The sequence below is a fragment of the Bacillus sp. PK6-013 genome (assembly GCF_054161445.1).
The window spans coordinates 2,562,934-2,579,406 of sequence record NZ_CP096417.1; the positions used below are offsets into that span (position 1 = coordinate 2,562,934).

15 protein-coding genes are annotated in these 16,473 nt (G+C 49.7%); 1 reads left to right on the forward strand and 14 read right to left on the reverse strand.

Annotated features, from left to right (window positions below; translation table 11 throughout):
* Positions 1–6: 6 nt before the first annotated feature.
* The 11 genes from rlmN to M1E03_RS12955 form a co-directional block, all read right to left on the reverse strand.
* Positions 7–1,092, reverse strand: a complete 1,086-nt coding sequence (gene rlmN / locus M1E03_RS12905) for a 23S rRNA (adenine(2503)-C(2))-methyltransferase RlmN (protein ID WP_023857226.1) — start codon at positions 1,090–1,092, stop codon at positions 7–9.
* Positions 1,092–2,438 (reverse strand): 16S rRNA (cytosine(967)-C(5))-methyltransferase RsmB, encoded by a 1,347-nt coding sequence (rsmB, locus tag M1E03_RS12910; RefSeq protein WP_020451349.1) that lies wholly within the window; start codon positions 2,436–2,438, stop codon positions 1,092–1,094. The genes rlmN and rsmB overlap by 1 nt, the downstream gene beginning before the upstream one ends.
* Positions 2,428–3,378, reverse strand: a complete 951-nt coding sequence (gene fmt / locus M1E03_RS12915; RefSeq protein WP_020451348.1) for a methionyl-tRNA formyltransferase — start codon at positions 3,376–3,378, stop codon at positions 2,428–2,430. The genes rsmB and fmt overlap by 11 nt, the downstream gene beginning before the upstream one ends.
* Positions 3,379–3,382: 4 nt before the next feature.
* The gene (gene def, locus M1E03_RS12920; RefSeq protein WP_020451347.1) at positions 3,383–3,865 is read right to left on the reverse strand and encodes a peptide deformylase; all 483 of its coding nucleotides are present in this window, start codon (positions 3,863–3,865) and stop codon (positions 3,383–3,385) included.
* 29 nt (positions 3,866–3,894) lie between these two features.
* Positions 3,895–6,312, reverse strand: a complete 2,418-nt coding sequence (priA, locus tag M1E03_RS12925) for a primosomal protein N' (RefSeq protein WP_020451346.1) — start codon at positions 6,310–6,312, stop codon at positions 3,895–3,897.
* On the reverse strand, positions 6,309–7,526 hold the full coding sequence (gene coaBC / locus M1E03_RS12930; protein WP_023857227.1) for a bifunctional phosphopantothenoylcysteine decarboxylase/phosphopantothenate--cysteine ligase CoaBC: 1,218 nt from the start codon (positions 7,524–7,526) through the stop codon (positions 6,309–6,311). The genes priA and coaBC overlap by 4 nt, the downstream gene beginning before the upstream one ends.
* Before the next feature lie 82 nt (positions 7,527–7,608).
* Entirely contained in the window at positions 7,609–7,809 is a 201-nt protein-coding gene (gene rpoZ / locus M1E03_RS12935; RefSeq protein WP_020451344.1) for a DNA-directed RNA polymerase subunit omega, read from the reverse strand.
* 2 nt (positions 7,810–7,811) lie between these two features.
* Positions 7,812–8,426 carry a guanylate kinase gene (gmk, locus tag M1E03_RS12940; RefSeq protein WP_003181659.1) on the reverse strand — a complete coding sequence of 205 codons (615 nt, stop codon included), beginning with the start codon at positions 8,424–8,426 and terminating at the stop codon, positions 7,812–7,814.
* A 7-nt stretch (positions 8,427–8,433) separates the two neighbouring features.
* A complete protein-coding gene (remA, locus tag M1E03_RS12945; protein ID WP_003181657.1) occupies positions 8,434–8,703 on the reverse strand; it encodes an extracellular matrix/biofilm regulator RemA in 270 nt (89 codons plus the stop codon).
* A 75-nt stretch (positions 8,704–8,778) separates the two neighbouring features.
* Positions 8,779–9,654 carry a YicC/YloC family endoribonuclease gene (locus tag M1E03_RS12950; protein ID WP_023857229.1) on the reverse strand — a complete coding sequence of 292 codons (876 nt, stop codon included), beginning with the start codon at positions 9,652–9,654 and terminating at the stop codon, positions 8,779–8,781.
* Positions 9,655–9,763: 109 nt separating this feature from the next.
* Positions 9,764–12,436 carry a calcium-translocating P-type ATPase, SERCA-type gene (locus tag M1E03_RS12955; protein WP_035338801.1) on the reverse strand — a complete coding sequence of 891 codons (2,673 nt, stop codon included), beginning with the start codon at positions 12,434–12,436 and terminating at the stop codon, positions 9,764–9,766.
* A gap of 146 nt (positions 12,437–12,582) precedes the next feature.
* On the opposite strand from M1E03_RS12955, the gene M1E03_RS12960 reads away from it, so the two are divergent.
* Positions 12,583–14,295: an Rqc2 family fibronectin-binding protein gene (locus M1E03_RS12960; protein WP_224067002.1), complete on the forward strand. Its 1,713-nt coding sequence runs from the start codon at positions 12,583–12,585 to the stop codon at positions 14,293–14,295.
* An 18-nt stretch (positions 14,296–14,313) separates the two neighbouring features.
* Here the strand turns inward: M1E03_RS12960 and M1E03_RS12965 are convergent, their stop codons facing one another.
* Genes M1E03_RS12965 through cobA form a run of 3 tightly spaced genes read right to left on the reverse strand, consistent with a single transcriptional unit; the run spans position 14,314 to position 16,349 of the window.
* Complete coding sequence (locus M1E03_RS12965; RefSeq protein WP_020451340.1) at positions 14,314–14,808, reverse strand: precorrin-2 dehydrogenase/sirohydrochlorin ferrochelatase family protein; 495 nt, start codon at positions 14,806–14,808, stop codon at positions 14,314–14,316.
* Complete coding sequence (locus M1E03_RS12970) at positions 14,789–15,574, reverse strand: sirohydrochlorin chelatase (protein WP_020451339.1); 786 nt, start codon at positions 15,572–15,574, stop codon at positions 14,789–14,791. Before M1E03_RS12970 ends, M1E03_RS12965 begins: the two co-directional genes overlap by 20 nt.
* A gap of 1 nt (position 15,575) precedes the next feature.
* Entirely contained in the window at positions 15,576–16,349 is a 774-nt protein-coding gene (gene cobA / locus M1E03_RS12975) for a uroporphyrinogen-III C-methyltransferase (protein ID WP_020451338.1), read from the reverse strand.
* Between the last annotated feature and the right edge of the window lie 124 nt (positions 16,350–16,473).

Here is a 16,473-nt window from a genome sequence, read left to right on the forward strand (position 1 = left end):
CTTGATTCACCTCGTCTCTTCCTGGCGCTCCTTTGCACGAAGCTGTCCGCAGGCAGCGTCAATATCATGGCCTTGCTCTCTTCTGATCGTGACATTTACTCCATGAGACTTTAATGTTTTTTCAAAGGCGAAAATCTGTTCTTTCGGTGTTCTGACATAGTCTCGTTCAGGTACATAGTTGACCGGAATCAAGTTGACGTGGCATTTGATTCCTTTTAGCAATTCAGCCAGCTCTTCCGCGTGTTCAACCTGATCGTTAACACCGCCGAAAAGCCCGTATTCAAACGTAACCCTTCTGCCGGTTTTCTTAATGTAGTAATCGACCGCTTTCATCAGCTCCGGCAGCTTGTAGGCTCTGTTGATCGGCATCAGCCGGCTTCTGATCTCAGTGTTCGGGGCGTGCAGAGAAATCGCAAAGTTGATCTGCAGCTTCTCGTCTGCAAACTCATAGATTTTCGGAATGATCCCGCTCGTTGATACGGTGATATGGCGCGCCCCGATATTCAGCCCTTTATCATGGTTGACGATTTTCAGGAATGCAAGCATTTCCTGAAAATTATCGAACGGCTCGCCGATTCCCATAATGACGATGGAACTGACGCGTTCATCTGTTTCATCAAGCGCCTGCTGCACTTTGACAACCTGGGCGACGATCTCTCCGGCTTCCAGGTTCCGCTTTAAGCCGCCGAGGGTCGACGCGCAAAACGTACAGCCGATTCGGCAGCCCACCTGTGTCGTTACACAAACAGAATTGCCATATTCGTGCCGCATTAATACGGTTTCGATCGTGTAGCCGTCATGAAGCTCAAATAAAAACTTCATCGTTCCATCTTGTGAAGTCTGCTTGACGGCCGTTTTCAGCGTCGTTAATACGAAATGCTCGTTCAGCTTTGTCCGCAGCTCTTTTGAAAGGTTTGTCATCTTTTCAAATGACGTGACTCTCTTTTCGTAAAGCCATTCGAATATTTGCGCGGCGCGGAAAGGCTTTTCGCCATTTTCCGAAAGCCAGCTTTTCAGTTCTTCTATTTCAAAAGAATAGATGGACGGTCTTTCTGCCCGCAATTCTTTTCTTACTTTTTGTTTCGATTCCATTATTGTGATCCCTTCTTTCTCATGCTGCAAATAAAGAAGCCGTCCGTTCCGAAGTAGTGGGGAAGGATTTGAATGCTTCCATCCTTGACATACGGCGCCGCTTTTTCGGGCAGCCGCTCGGCGAGGGTGGGGTCTGCTTCAAATTCGTCGTGTTCTTTCAAAAAAGCATGCATGACTTGTTCATTTTCGGTCGGGTCCATTGTGCATGTGCTGTAGACCAATGTCCCGTCTGTTTTCAATAAAGGTGCAATTTCGTTTAAAATCGCCAGCTGAATCCCAGCGAGACGCGCGCTGTCTTCGGGCGTTTTGCTGTATTTGAGATCCGGTTTTCTGCGGATGACACCGAAGCCCGAACACGGAGCGTCGACGAGAATCCGGTCAAACTGCTCCGGTTCGAAGGCTTCGCCGGCTTTTCTGGCATCCAGCGCCCTTGCTTCAATGTTGGAAAGCCCGATCCGGCCTGCCGCTTCTTTGATCAGCTTTACTTTATGCTGATGAAGGTCAAGGGAAATGATCTTTCCCGTATCTTCGAGCAGTTCGCCGATATGAGTGGATTTTCCTCCCGGCGCTGCGCAGGCGTCCAGCACCGTTTCTCCCCGTTCAGGACCGAGGGCTCGCGCTACCAGCATTGAGCTTTCATCTTGTATGGTGACTTCGCCTTCTTTGAAAAAAGGAGTGGACGCAATCGTTCCTTTTTGCAGTTTGACAGCGTCTTCGGACAAGTCGCCTTCTTCCGCCTCAATCCCCGCTTCATTCAGGCGGGAAAGAAGCGTATCCCGGTCGTGTTTCAGCCTGTTGACGCGGATCGTCTGCTTCGGCGGGATCATGTGAATCCGGCAGATTTGTTCTGCCGCTTCGAACCCGTAGGCATCGGTCCATTCCCTGACAAGCCATTCCGGATGGCTTGTCTCAACCGCAAGGCGTTCAACCGGGTCGGCAATATCAGCAAAAGAAGGCACGCCTTCTCTCTGAACAGAGCGCAGAACGCCGTTAACAAATGAAGAAATTCCTTTATGCCCGCGTTTTTTAGCGATTTCAACAGCTTCAAAAAGGGCGGCCCGGTCAGGGATTTTCTCCAGGTATTCCATCTGGTACAGCGACATTCTCAACAGATGGATGACCCAGTCTTTCACTTTTTCCGGCTTTTTAATAAACGGCTTCAGCATATAATCGAGCGCCAGCTTGTTTTGAAGTGTGCCGTAAACGAGTTCTGTCAAAAGGCCTCTGTCTTTGTCGCTTAAATCGTTCGCTTTCATGACAGACTGAAGCAAAAGATTGCTGTATGCCTGATTCTGGTCAAGCTTAATCAGTGCATCAAGCGCGACTTCCCTCACATTATTTTTCATCGCTATGACCCAATTTCATTCCGGCTTGAAGACCCGCTCCCCTGACAAAATCTTCGGCCTTCATTCTTTTTTTGCCCGCAGGCTGCACTTCCGTTAATTTTAACGCGGTGCCATTTCCGGTAGCGACGACAATGCCGTCTTTTTCAACGGAGACGATTTCTCCCGGCTCTGCCTGTTTTAAGGCTTCGCATTTTTTCGCAGCCCATACTTTCAGCGTCTGTCCGCTTAAAACCGTGTATGCGACAGGCCAAGGATTCAAGCCCCTAACTTGGTTGTACAGGACTTCGCCGGGCTTTGACCAGTCGATCAGTTCCTGTTCGCGTTTAATGTTCGGCGCATATGTCGCTTCCCGTTCATCCTGTTTTTCAGGGGTTGCCGAACCGTCAATGACCTTCGGAACCGTTTCGGAAAGAAGCTCAGCCCCGGCCTTGCTCAGCTTGTCGTGGAGCGTGCCGACATTATCGGTTTCTTCGATGTCAACTTCGACTTTGGCAAGCATATCGCCTGCATCCAATTTTTCGACCATGTACATGATCGTCACGCCCGTTTTCTCTTTGCCTTCCAGAATGGCGTAATGGATCGGAGCTCCTCCGCGCAGCTCGGGCAGAAGAGAGGCATGGACATTGATACAGCCGTATTTCGGATAATCGAGGAGCTTTTTCGGCAGGATCTGCCCGAATGCCGCGGTTACAATTAGATCGGGTTCAAGCGCCAAAATCCTGTCCGTCTCCGCATCTTCCCTCACTTTTTCAGGCTGGAGCACGGGAATGCCGCGGCGCAGCGCTTCCTCCTTGACAGGCGGAGGGGTCATCACTTTTTTTCTGCCTTTCGGGCGGTCAGGCTGGGTGACGACACCCACCACCTCATAGCCGTCATCAATCAATGTGCTGAGCACCGGGACGGAAAAATCCGGCGTTCCCATAAAAACGATCCTTGTCATCCAATCATCCTTCCATTTCCTCAAGTTCTTCCGCATCATAATAGCGCGTAACTTTTGATGTGAATAAAATACCGTCCAAATGGTCGATTTCATGCAGCAGCGCCCGCGCCAAAAAGCCTTCAGCTTCAATCGTGAACGGTTTTCCGCGGCGGTCGAACGCCTTGACCTTTACATAATCCGAACGCTTCACTTCACCGTATAGATCGGGAAAGCTCAAACAGCCTTCAGGGCCCGTCTGTTCGCCGCTCTCTTCGATGACCTCCGGGTTGACCAGTTCAATTCTGCCCGTGTCATCGCCGATATCGACGACTGCCGCTCTTTTTAAAACGCCGATTTGCGGGGCGGCAAGCCCGACTCCGTCCAGCTCAAGCATCGTATCATACATATTGTCGAGCAGTTTCTTTAATGATTTATCAAAAGACGCAACGGGTTCGGCAGGGGTTTCAAGAACCTCCGCCGGATACGTTACGATCGGTTTTACTGCCAATCTAGAAGCCCTCCATCACACTGTTATTTTTACATCATCATATATGGATTCATGTCGATCGAAATCATCAATTGCTTTTGTTCAATATCTCGTTTGTAATGATCCATAATGTTTTTAAGCAACGATGTAAGCTGGTTTTCCTGTTTGTATTTTATCACGCATTGATAGCGATATCTATCTTTGATCCTGGCGATCGGCGATGCGACTGGGCCGAGAATCTTCGCCTCGCTTGAAATGTTCTTTTTTAAATAGTTGGCGATTTTTTCAGTCACGAGCGCCGCCTTCGTCACTTCTTCGTGCGATACGCTGACGAGCGCCAAATAATAATAGGGAGGATAGGCCTGTTCCCTTCTGTGCAGCATCTCCTGCCGGAAGAACGTTTCATAATCGTGCGTTTTCGTGAGCTGAATGCTGTAATGGGACGGGGTGTACGTCTGAATGATCACCTTGCCCGGCTTTTCGTGGCGCCCCGCTCTTCCGCTCACCTGTGTCATCAGCTGGAACGTTTTTTCAGCGGCTCTGAAATCGGGGATGTGCAGCATCGTATCCGCGCTCAAAACACCGACGAGCGTGACGTTTTCAAAATCGAGCCCTTTGGCGATCATCTGTGTTCCGAGCAGAATATCGGCTTCACCTTTGCCAAAGGATGTGAGCAGCTTTTCATGCGCTCCTTTTCTCGAGGTTGTATCGACGTCCATGCGGATCACCCTTGCAGCCGGCAGTACCTTCGTCAATTCTTCTTCGACCCGCTGTGTGCCTGTGCCAAAGTAGCGGATATGCTCGCTTCCGCATTCGGGGCAGCTTGACGGCATGCCGGTTTCATAGCCGCAGTAATGGCACTTCAGACGCTGTCCATACCTGTGGTACGTCAACGAGATTTCGCAATGAGGGCACTGGATGACATATCCGCAGTCCCTGCACATGACAAATGAGGAATATCCCCTTTTGTTTAAAAACAGAACGGCCTGCTCTCCTTTTTCAAGGGTTTCCTCAAGTCCGGCCATTAAGTCTTTGGAAAACATCGAGCGGTTTCCGCTGCGCAGTTCCTCCCTCATATCGACGAGAGACACGTCAGGCATGACTTGGTGATTGACGCGGTGCTTGAGAGAAAGAAGCTTGTACACGCCTTTTTTCGCCCTTGCGAACGATTCGAGCGTCGGCGTCGCACTGCCGAGGACGACAGGACAGCGGTGGTATTCGGCCCTTTGAATCGCCGCTTCTTTCGCATGGTATCTCGGCATCTCTTCCTGCTTGTACGATGTTTCGTGCTCTTCATCGATAATAATCATGCCGAGATTTTCAAACGGCGCGAAAATCGCCGAGCGCGCCCCGACGACAAGCCGGACTTCTTTGCGGTGGATTTTCCGCCATTCATCATATTTTTCTCCTGTTGAAAGCCCGCTGTGCAGGACGGCTACCTGTGAGCCAAAGCGGCCTTTAAAGCGGTTGACCATCTGCGGCGTCAGCGAAATTTCCGGAACGAGAACGATCGCTTCTTTGCCGGCTTCCAGCACCTTTTCGATCGATTGCAGATAGACTTCCGTTTTTCCGCTTCCAGTCACTCCGTGAAGAAGAAACACATCGTGCCGCTTGTCTTCGATCGCCTCTGCTATCGCCTCATAGGCCTGCGCCTGCTCTTCAGTCAGCGGAAGCGGTTCGGTTTTTTTGAACATTCTGTCCTGATAAGGATCCCTGTAAACCTCCTCTTCGCTTTCCTTTAACAGCCCCTTGTCGATCAGCGCTTTTACGGACGCGGAAGAGCCTCCCGTTTTGCCGATCAGCTCTTTTGCCGGAACAGCACCGGATTCTTTGCGGTCGATGAAAAACTGAAGGACCGCTTTTTGTTTGACAGCTTGCGGGGAGAGGCTGTCAAGCGCTTCTTTTAAATGTTCTTTCGCACAAAGGGGAGCGATCATTCTCCGCGTTTTTTTGTTTGTTTTCTGCTTTACTTTATAGGCCACTTCAAGGTTGCCCTCTTGAACCTGGCGCTGAATCAGCTTTAATGTCCCATGGTCATCTATATCGGAATAAGAAAGTGTTTCTTTTTGCAAGAACAGGGTTTTAAGCGGTTCGGGAAGCGGCTTATCACCGATCACCTTGATTTCTTTGCCGTATTTTGCTTTCATAGCCGCGGGGAGCATCGCCTGAAGAGCCGTAATTTTAAAAGAAAGTGTTTTTTCTGTCAGCCAATCTGACAGCTCAAGCAGCTCCTCCGTCAAAACGGGCGTCAGATCAAGGATATCCTCGATATCCTTAACCGAACGGCCGGCGAGCTCAGACGATTCTTTCACGCCGGTGACAAATCCCTGGATTTTGCGGGCGCCGAACGGAACAATCACGCGCATCCCTTTTTTAATCATCCCTTTGAATTTGTCGGGAATGCGGTAGTCAAACGGTCTGTCGATATTTTTGGTTGTAACATCGACGATCACTTCAGCGAAATTCATGAGGACGTTCCGCTCCGGCCGGCAAGCTCAGCGGCTTCCTTCAAGACTTCGGCGGCAACCTCCCGTTTTGACATCAGAGGGTGCGCCGTCTTTTTGCCGTCTCGGTGAAACACCGTCACGATGTTGGTTTCCGTTCCAAAACCGGCCCCTTCGGCCGTGATATTGTTGGCGACAATCAGATCGAGATTTTTTTTCTCCAGCTTTTGTTTGGCATAGTCTTCGACGTGCTGCGTTTCAGCTGCAAAGCCGACCAAGACTTGCTTTGTTTTCCGTTCTCCCAGCGCTTTTAAAATATCCTTCGTCCGCTCAAGCTCAATGACGAGACCGCCGTCCTTTTTCTTCATTTTTTGATCGTAAATATGCTTTGGCCTGTAATCAGCGACAGCTGCCGTTTTGATGACGATGTCGCTCTCATCGAAAACAGATAAAGCCGCTTGATACATATCTTCTGCAGACTGAACATGAATAACGTCAACTCCTGCGGGATCATCAAGCGATGTCGGGCCGGCAATCAGCGTTACGCGCGCTCCCATTTTCGCCGCTTCCTCAGCGAAAGCATAGCCCATTTTCCCTGTCGAACGGTTGGAGAAAAAGCGGACGGGATCGATTTGTTCTCTTGTCGGGCCCGCTGTAATTAAGACACGCTTTCCTTCAAGCAAACCGCTGTTTTCGTTTGAAAAATACGACTCGGCCAACTGGACGATCCGTTCGGGCTCTTCAAGTCTGCCTTTGCCGATATAGCCGCACGCAAGGTAGCCTTCACTCGGCTCGATAAACCGGCAGCCGTCTTTGTAAAGAACGCTAATGTTCCGCTGAACGGCCGGGTGGTCGTACATATGGACGTTCATGGCCGGAGCGATCCAAACCGGCGCAGTCGTCGCTAAAAGCGTCGTCGTCAGCATGTCATCGGCAATGCCTGAAGCGAGTTTTCCGATCACATTGGCCGTTGCCGGAGCAACGATCACAAGATCAGCCCAATCCGCGGCATCGATATGGGCGATGACACGGGGATTCGGTTCTTCAAACGTGTTGGTATATACTTCATTGCGCGAAAGCGCTTGAAAGGTGAGCGGAGACACAAATTCACAGGCGGATTTTGTCATGATGACTTTCACATTGGCTCCTGCCTGTACGAGCTTGCTCGTCAAGGCGGCCGCTTTGTATACTGCGATTCCTCCGCTTACTCCCAGCAGGATGTTGCGATTTTTCAGCATCGTTTTTTCTCCCCCTTATGTTCTGTTCGCCGGCCCTGAAAAAAATAACAACCTAGTGTATAGGTTGCTATTTTTAAGGCTATTAGCGATTTTCCTTTTCGAATGTAAGCAGTCCGGCATCAATTTCTTCCAGCGCTTTGCCTACAAATTTATGCGACTTCGGATTTTCGATCTGCGCGTCTTTGTTGATCTGCATTTCGCGCGCGCGTCGGGCCGATACGGTAACGAGCGTGTATTTTGAATCCAGTTTATTCATTAAAGAGTCAATTGACGGATCTAGCATAATTATTCAACCTCCAGCATTTTCTTATATCTTGGAGCAACGCGGTCGCGCCGTAAATGTTCGGCGAGAACGATTGCTTTGATTCTTTCGCACGCAAGCTCAATGCTGTCATTTTCGACAACATAATCGTAGGCGTCCATCAGTTCGATTTCTTCCTTCGCCGCTTTCATCCGGTTTTCGATCAGGGCTTCTGTTTCTGTCCCTCTTGTGACAATCCGGTTTTTCAATTCGGCGAGACTCGGAGGCGCCAAAAAGATAAACAGGCCTTCAGGAAATGCCTTTCTGACTTGCAGCGCACCTTGGACTTCAATTTCGAGAAAAACGTCCCTGCCGCTTTCAAGGGTCTGTTCGACGTAGTCAACGGGTGTTCCGTAATAGTTGCCGACATATTCGGCCCATTCGAGCAGCTTGTTGTTCTCGATCATCTCTTCGAACTCTTCGCGCGTCTTAAAAAAGTAGTCGACACCGTCTCTTTCGCCTTGCCGCGGTTTTCTTGTCGTCACCGAAATCGAATATTCAAATTTTGTGTCCTCCTGAGCAAACAGCGCCTGCCTGACTGTTCCTTTTCCGACGCCGGAAGGGCCGGAGAGAACGATTAATAAACCTCTTTCTTTCATAAAGCTCTTATCCCTGCCCTTCATCCATAATTTCTTCTTTAACGGAAAGCCTTTGTGCTACTGTCTCAGGCTGGACGGCAGATAAGATGATATGGTCACTGTCCATAATGACAACCGCACGGGTTCTTCTTCCATATGTAGCATCTATAAGCATGCCGCGGTCTCTGGCATCCTGGATCATCCGCTTAATAGGCGCGGACTCCGGACTCACAATCGAGATCAGCCGATTCGCGGATATGATATTACCAAAGCCGATATTAATCAGTTTAATCGTCATCCTATACGTTCCCCCTGTACTTGGACGTCTCTAGTTTAACCTGCAGAGAACATCCGTAAACAATACGCACAATCGCTATTCTATATTTTGCACTTGTTCTTTTATTTTTTCAATAGAGCTTTTCATTTCGACCACATGTTTTGTGATCTGGTGATCATTCGCTTTTGAACCGATCGTGTTCGCTTCACGGTTCAGCTCCTGGACGAGGAAGTCGAGCTTTCTCCCCGCGGCCCCGCCCGCTTCGCAAATATCGCGGAACTGGCGGAAATGGCTTTTCAGCCTCGTCACTTCTTCCGTGATATCCGATCGGTCTGCAAACAGTGCGACTTCCGTCAGCAGACGGCTTTCATCGAGACCGTCTGTTGACCATTCTTCAAGGCGCGCCTCAAGGCGTTCCCGATAGTGGCCGACGACCTTGGGAGCAAGCTCTGCAATGTCGTCTGTCAGCTTTTCAAGCCTTTCAATATGCTGAAGGCAGTCATCCTTCAGCCTCAGCCCTTCTGCTTCGCGCATGCTGCATAATTCAAGAACGGCAGCCTCGACCGCTTCAAGAAGGACTTCTTCAAGCTTGTCGTTTTGGATCGGCTCTTCTTCAACTTGGATGACATGGTCAAACTGAAAGGCGTCTTGAAGCGTGATCTCTCCTGAAAGCCGGCAGCGCTCTTTCATTTCGCGCGCGGCTTTCTGGTACTCTTCAAGCAGCGGCCAGTCAACCTGGATTTTCCGGGTGACCAGAGCCTCGTCGTCAACGGACACGAACAGCTCCAGCCGCCCCCTTTGTATATGTTTAAAAATCGTTTGCTTTATTTTGTCTTCTAAATAGAGCAAAGGTCTTGGCATGCGTGCGTTTACTTCTTTAAACCGATAGTTGACAGATTTCAGCTCAACAGCTGCTGTCAGCCCATCCTTCGTTTTGCTCGCGCTGCCGAAACCGGTCATACTCCGTATCATAAAACACACCCAATTCCGTATAAGTGAAAAAGACTTCTTTGATTTAAATTTACGCAAGATGAAAAGGCAATAGAAACCTCTATTACCTTTAAGATTATATCATACAAGCCTATTTTTTTCTTGTCAAAAGTGACCCGGCCAATAAAAAAGTTGGAATCGCCGACATTCCGACAATCAGGAGCCAGTCTGCCATTAAAATCGGAACCGTATGGAAAATCGGCTGCAGAGGCGGATAATAAATAACGACAAGCATTAAAAGAATCGAAGACAATACTGCGCCGAGCAAATAAATGTTTTCAAACGGATTGCGGTCAAAGATAGACCGCTCGCTCCGGCAGTCGAACACATGGATCAGCTGTGCAAGGACGAGCGTTGCAAAAGCGACCGTCTGAGCATACTCAAGCGCTTCCGGGTTGCGATTGTAAATGAACATAAACGCCCCGAGTGTGGCAATTCCGATTAAAAAGCCGCGCGATACGACCTTCCAGCCGAGCCCCCTTGCAAACACGCCTTCTTTCGGACTTCGCGGCTTCCTCTGCATCACATCGTCTTCAGGCTGATCCATGCCGAGCGCCATGGCAGGCAGGCCGTCCGTCACAAGGTTGACCCATAGAATCTGTATCGGAACAAGCGGCAGCGGCAGAGCGAGCAGCATCGCAAACAGCATGACCAAAATTTCGCCGACATTGGATGCGAGCAAATATCTGATGAACTTTCTAATATTTTCATAGATATTGCGTCCTTCCTTGATGGCCGATTTAATCGTCGCAAAATTATCATCGACAAGAATAAGCGATGATGCCTCCTTGGCGACATCCGTTCCCGTAATTCCCATCGAAATGCCGATATCCGCCTGTTTAATCGCAGGGGCATCGTTGACTCCGTCTCCAGTCATGGCGACGATGTGGCCGTTTTCCTGGTAGGCGGTCACGATCTTCAGCTTATGTTCAGGCGACACCCTTGCAAACACGTAAACATCGTCAACAATTTCCGCCAATTCTTCCTGCGAGAGCTCGTTCAGCATCTGGCCGTCCATGACCTTTCCGCGCGGCGGCAATAACCCGAGATCTTTTGCGATGGCTGTTGCCGTTATTACATGATCGCCGGTGATCATCACTGTTTTGATCCCCGCTTCCCGGCACTCTTTAATCGCTGTTTTCACTTCGGGCCGCGGCGGATCGATCATCCCTAACAGTCCGATGAAAGTTAAGCCTGACTCCGCTTTTTCGAGCGAGAGATTTTCTGTTTCTTTGATTGGTTTATACGCGACAGCAATCGTCCTCAGCGCTTGGGACGCAAGTGTTTCCAGCGCCGCGCTTGTTTCGGCGAGCCTTGCCTTTGTGAAGATTTCGCGCTTTTCGTCTGTCAGCGTATGCGACGAACGCTTCATCAATACATCAGGCGCGCCCTTTGTGATGACAAAGCGCTTGCCGCTCTTATCTTCCGCAATGACAGACATCATTTTCCGCGTCGAATCAAACGGAAACTCCTCGATGATTTTAAAATGTTCGTCAACATATCTGTCCGTAAAACCCGCTTTTCGTGCTGCCGTCAGCAAAGCGCCTTCGGTGGGATCGCCGTCAAGACGAAACTCCCCGTCTTTTTCGATAATCGAAGATGAATTGCATAATGCGCCGAACAGAAGGACCTGTTGGAGCGGTTTATGATGCCTGGCTTGCACGTCGCGCCCGTTCATGGTGAAGGAGCCTTCGGGTTCGTAGCCGATCCCTGACACGTTCCACGTTTTCCCGCCTGACCAGACATGGGTGACCGTCATTTTGTTCTGCGTCATCGTCCCGGTTTTATCGGAGCAAATTATGGACGCGCAGCCGAGCGTCTCAACCGCGGGGAGCTTTCTGACGATCGACTTTTGCCTGATCATCCGCTGTACGCCGAGAGACAGAGCGACCGTGACAATGGCCGGCAGCCCTTCAGGTATGGCAGCGACGGCAAGGGAAACGCCCGCTAAAAACATGCTGTATAGGTCATGCCCCTGGATGACTCCGGCAGCAACGACAAGCAGCGTCAGGAACAAAGCGGCGACAATCAAAATTTTGCCGAGCTCTTCAAGCCTTCTTTGCAGCGGGGTCGCCGTATTCCCGGCAGATTCGAGCATATCGGCGATTTTTCCCATCGCAGAGTTCATTCCCGTGCCGATAACGACGCCGGTGCCGCTCCCCCTTGTGACCAACGTTCCCATGAAAGCCATATTCTTCAGATCGCCCAGCGATACGTCGGACGCCTGAAAAGCTTCTGCCTGTTTAGACACGGGAAGCGATTCACCCGTAAGAGCCGATTCTTCTATTTCAAGGCTCTTTGTCTCGACAAGCCTGAGATCGGCGCCGATTCTGTCTCCGCTTGCAAAACGGACAACATCTCCCGGAACGAGCTCTTTGGAAGGGATCTTTACCCATTCCCCCTCCCGGAGCACAGCCACTTGAGGAGCCGACAGTTCCTTCAAAGCCTCGAGCGATCTTTCCGCCCGTCTCTCCTGAAAGAAGCCGAGAATGCCGTTTACAAAGATGATCGCAATGATCGCGATGGCGTCAATATACTCCCCGAGGAAACCAGAGATCAACGTGGCCGCAAGCAAAACAAGAACCATGAAGTCCTTGAATTGAGAAAAAAACAGTGCGATCGCCGATGTTTTTTCCCCTTCCTGAAGTTCGTTTGTTCCGTGTCTTTCCAGCCGCTTTTCGGCCTCTTTTTCTGTTAAACCTTTGCCGATGGACGTTTTTGTTATGTTTAACAATTCGGTTTGTCCCATCTCGTGCCATTTCATTGAATCGTCCACTCCTCCTGCCCTAAAGGTTGCTCTTGGTATATCCATCTCTATAAGTCAATTTATTCAGACTCGTCCCAAATCATGCTATAATTATTGAATAGACGCTTTACGAAGAGGATTAACGAGAAAAGGGAGTTTTTCATATGTCTTTTGACGGCATTTTTACATACGGAATGATCGAAGAATTAAATGAAACGATTCGAGGCGGACGAATCGCAAAAATCCACCAGCCGTTTAAGCACGAGCTGGTGTTTCATATCAGAGCGAACGGGCAGAACCGCAAATTGCTGCTCTCCGCTCACCCGAGTTATGCGCGGGTTCACCTGACAAACGAAACCTATGACAACCCGAGCACCCCTCCGATGTTCTGCATGCTCCTCCGGAAGCATCTGGAAGGCGGCTTTATCGACCGAGTCGAGCAAGTCGGCATGGACAGAATGATGGTCTTTCATATCAGGAGCCGGAACGAAATCGGCGACACGCTGACAAGAAAGCTGATGGTTGAAATCATGGGAAGGCACAGCAACATCGTGTTAACCGACGGAGAAAAAGATGTCATCATCGACAGTTTGAAGCACCTGTCACCTTCGGTGAACAGCTACCGCACCGTGCTTCCGGGATACGATTACATTCTCCCTCCCGCCCAGAACAAATTGTCACCGCTGGAAGCGGAAACTGAAGATATTCTCCGCCATTTGAATTTCCAGGAAGGCAAACTGGACAGGCAGATCGTCGATACCTTTTCCGGCGTCTCGCCTCTGTTTGCGAAAGAAGCCGTCTTTCGCGCGGGCCTTGCCAACAGGGCGACACTGCCAAACGTCTTGACAGAGATGTTCAGCGAAATCAAAAACCGGCGTTTTCAGCCCCAGCTTTTCACGACAGAAGATGGAAAAGAATATTTTTACCTTCTTGAGCTGACCCATATAAAAGGCGATAACAGACCCTTTCATACGCTGAGCGAACTTCTTGACCGCTACTATTTCGGAAAAGCGGAGCGGGACCGCGTCAAACAGCAGGCTCATGATTTAGAGCGTTTCGCGGCAAACGAAAAGAAAAAGAACGAAAACAAAATCAAAAAGCTGAAAAAAACGCTTGAGCAGTCCGAACACGCGAAGGATTTTCAGCTGTATGGAGAGCTGTTGACAGCGAACCTGTACCAGCTGAAAAAAGGAGACAAAGCGGCGAGAGTCATCAACTACTATGATGAAAACGGCGGAGAAATCACGATTCCGCTCAATCCGAATAAAACGCCTTCCGAAAACGCGCAAAGCTATTTTACAAAATATCAAAAAGCGAAAAATTCGGTGGAAGTCGTGAAGGAGCAGATCAGATTAGCAGAAGAGGAAATCGCTTATTTCGACCAGCTGATTCAGCAGCTTTCGTCTGCCTCTCCGAAAGATATAACCGAAATCCGCGAAGAGCTCGCCGAAGGAAAGTATTTGCGGGCCAAACAGCAAGGAGGCCAGAAAAAACAGAAGAAACAGGCGCCGACGCTCGAAACATACGAATCCAGCGCAGGAGAAACGATTCTCGTCGGCAAAAACAACAAGCAGAACGAATATTTGACGATGAAACTTGCCGCCCGCGACCACATCTGGCTTCACACGAAAGATATTCCGGGGTCGCACGTCGTCATCCAATCGAGCGATCCGGACGAGCAAACCATCCTTGAAGCAGCGCAGATCGCTGCCTATTACAGCAAAGCGAAAAACTCGGCTTCGGTTCCTGTCGACTATACAAAAATACGCCATGTCAAAAAGCCGAATGGAGCAAAGCCCGGTTTTGTCACCTACGACAGCCAGCAAACCGTTTTTGTAACACCTGACGAAGATTTGATCATCAAGCTGAAAAAATAATGCTAAAAGGCCTGAACCTCACTGGTTCAGGCCTCTTCTTTTACGGAGAAGCTCGTCGATCTCTTGGACAAGCTCATCATCGATCAAATCATCAATCTGTCCGGCCAGTTTGATCGTGTGACGCGGGCTGGCTCCGTTTGTCGAGACGGATATGGTGATGTTTCCTCTGTTGATTATTTTCGGAACATATACATTTCCAAGCTCCGCTTCACTCGCAACATTGACAAGCTGATCAGGAGCAGCTGATGCGGCGATCCGCTTGTTCACCTCGTGATCATCGGTCGCGAGAATGATCAGAAATGCATCCTTGAAATCGCCGGGTTCCGCTTTTTTCTTCTTCCATTCGATGCCGTGCTCTTCGATCAATCCGAGCATCTCTTCTGATACTTCGGGGCTGATGACGGTTGCAGACGCACCTTCTGCCAGCACCGTTTTCAGACGCCGCGCCGCGATCTCCCCTCCGCCTGCAATGACTGCGGATTTGCCTTTGATGTTAATGTGAAGCGGCAGCATCTGATGCTCCTGTAAAATCAAAGCGGCCGGCTTTGTTGATAACCGCTTCCTCAACGCGGTGCAAAAAGGCATTTTTCACATGAGGGTGGAAGCCGAGGTAATCCGTCAGCACGACGTCCGGATTGGTTTCTTTCAGCTTGGCGGTTTCCCTTTCAATCTCGTTCATCAGCATACCGGTAAACAGCAAATACGGTACGATAAATGTCGTTTTTCCGTCCCGTTCTTTAAGCTGTTTAAACACATCCTGATAGTGCGGTTCACAGGCTGTCATAAAGCAGGGAATGACCTCGTCAACGGGCGCGAGGTCTCTCAGCCGCTCGCAAATGTCATTGACATCCCGTTTGACATCCGGATCAGAGCTCCCCCTTCCGATCACCACGACTCTTGCATGTTCATATGGCGTCCCCGTTTCTTCGATCCTTGTAAAAACCGCTTTGACGACTTCCTGATCGACGCCGATCGGCTTTCCGTAAGCGACGCTGACGGAAGGATACTGCGAAGAAACGCGGGCAAGCTCCTCAGGGATGTCCCTTTTGGCATGCGCGGCTGTCAAGAGGAGAAGCGGCACAGCCGCGATATGCGTCGCGCCCTTTTCCACACACGCTTTAAAACCGGTTTCGATATCCGGTGCCGCCAGTTCCAAAAAAGAAATTTCCTGAATGGGGGCGGACATGGTTTCTTTGCAGCTCTCCAAAAAAGCGGCTGCCTCTGTTTGAGCTCTTTTCAGACGGCTCCCGTGGCCGATATATAAAATCGCTTGTTTCATATTAAAGCGCCTCGCTTAATGCCGGATCTTTCAGCTCGGGTTCAAACCAGCTTAACTGTGAGCTGAATTGAACGACATCCCCGATGACAATCAGGCTCGGGTTTTCAATTTTTTCGCTTTCGACTGTACCTGCAAGCGTTTCAACCGTGCAAAGCACCGTTTTTTGTTTGTCCGTCGTTCCCCAATGAATGAAAGCGGCAGGGGTAGACGGATCTCTGCCGTTTTCGATCAGAAGCCTTTCAATTTGCTTCACGTTTTTAATCCCCATATAAATGACAAGCGTATCGATCCCTGTGGCTAGCGCTTTCCACTTCTCTTCAAAATGTTCATCTTTTTGATAATGTCCTGTCACGAAAGCGACGTTTGAACTCGCTTCCCGGTGTGTCACTGGAATGCCCGCATAAGCAGCGGCGGCAATCCCCGAGGTGATTCCCGGCACGATTTCATAAGCAACTCCGTGTTCAGCGAGGGTTTGCGCTTCCTCGCCGCCTCTGCCGAATACGAAAGGATCGCCGCCTTTCAGCCTGACAACGATTTTCCCTTTTTTCGCATACTTGACGAGAAAATGATTGATCGTTTCCTGCTTCATCATGTGGTAGTCCGGAAGCTTTCCGCAGTAGATGAGATCCGCTCCCTCCTTGGCGTGCTGTAAAATCTGTTTATTCACAAGCCTGTCATACAAAATGACATCGGCTGTCTGGATGGCTTTTAAAGCTTTGATCGTCAGTAAATCGGGGTCTCCAGGACCTGCCCCAACGATATATACTTTCCCCATCTTAGATCTCCCCCCGATCTGATCAACGTCTTCTTCAATCATTATAAATCATAAAGAAAGCGTTTGGTGCCTGAAAATATCACAAAAACCAAACGTTTTCTTTATGAAATAGGAAAGTGCATGT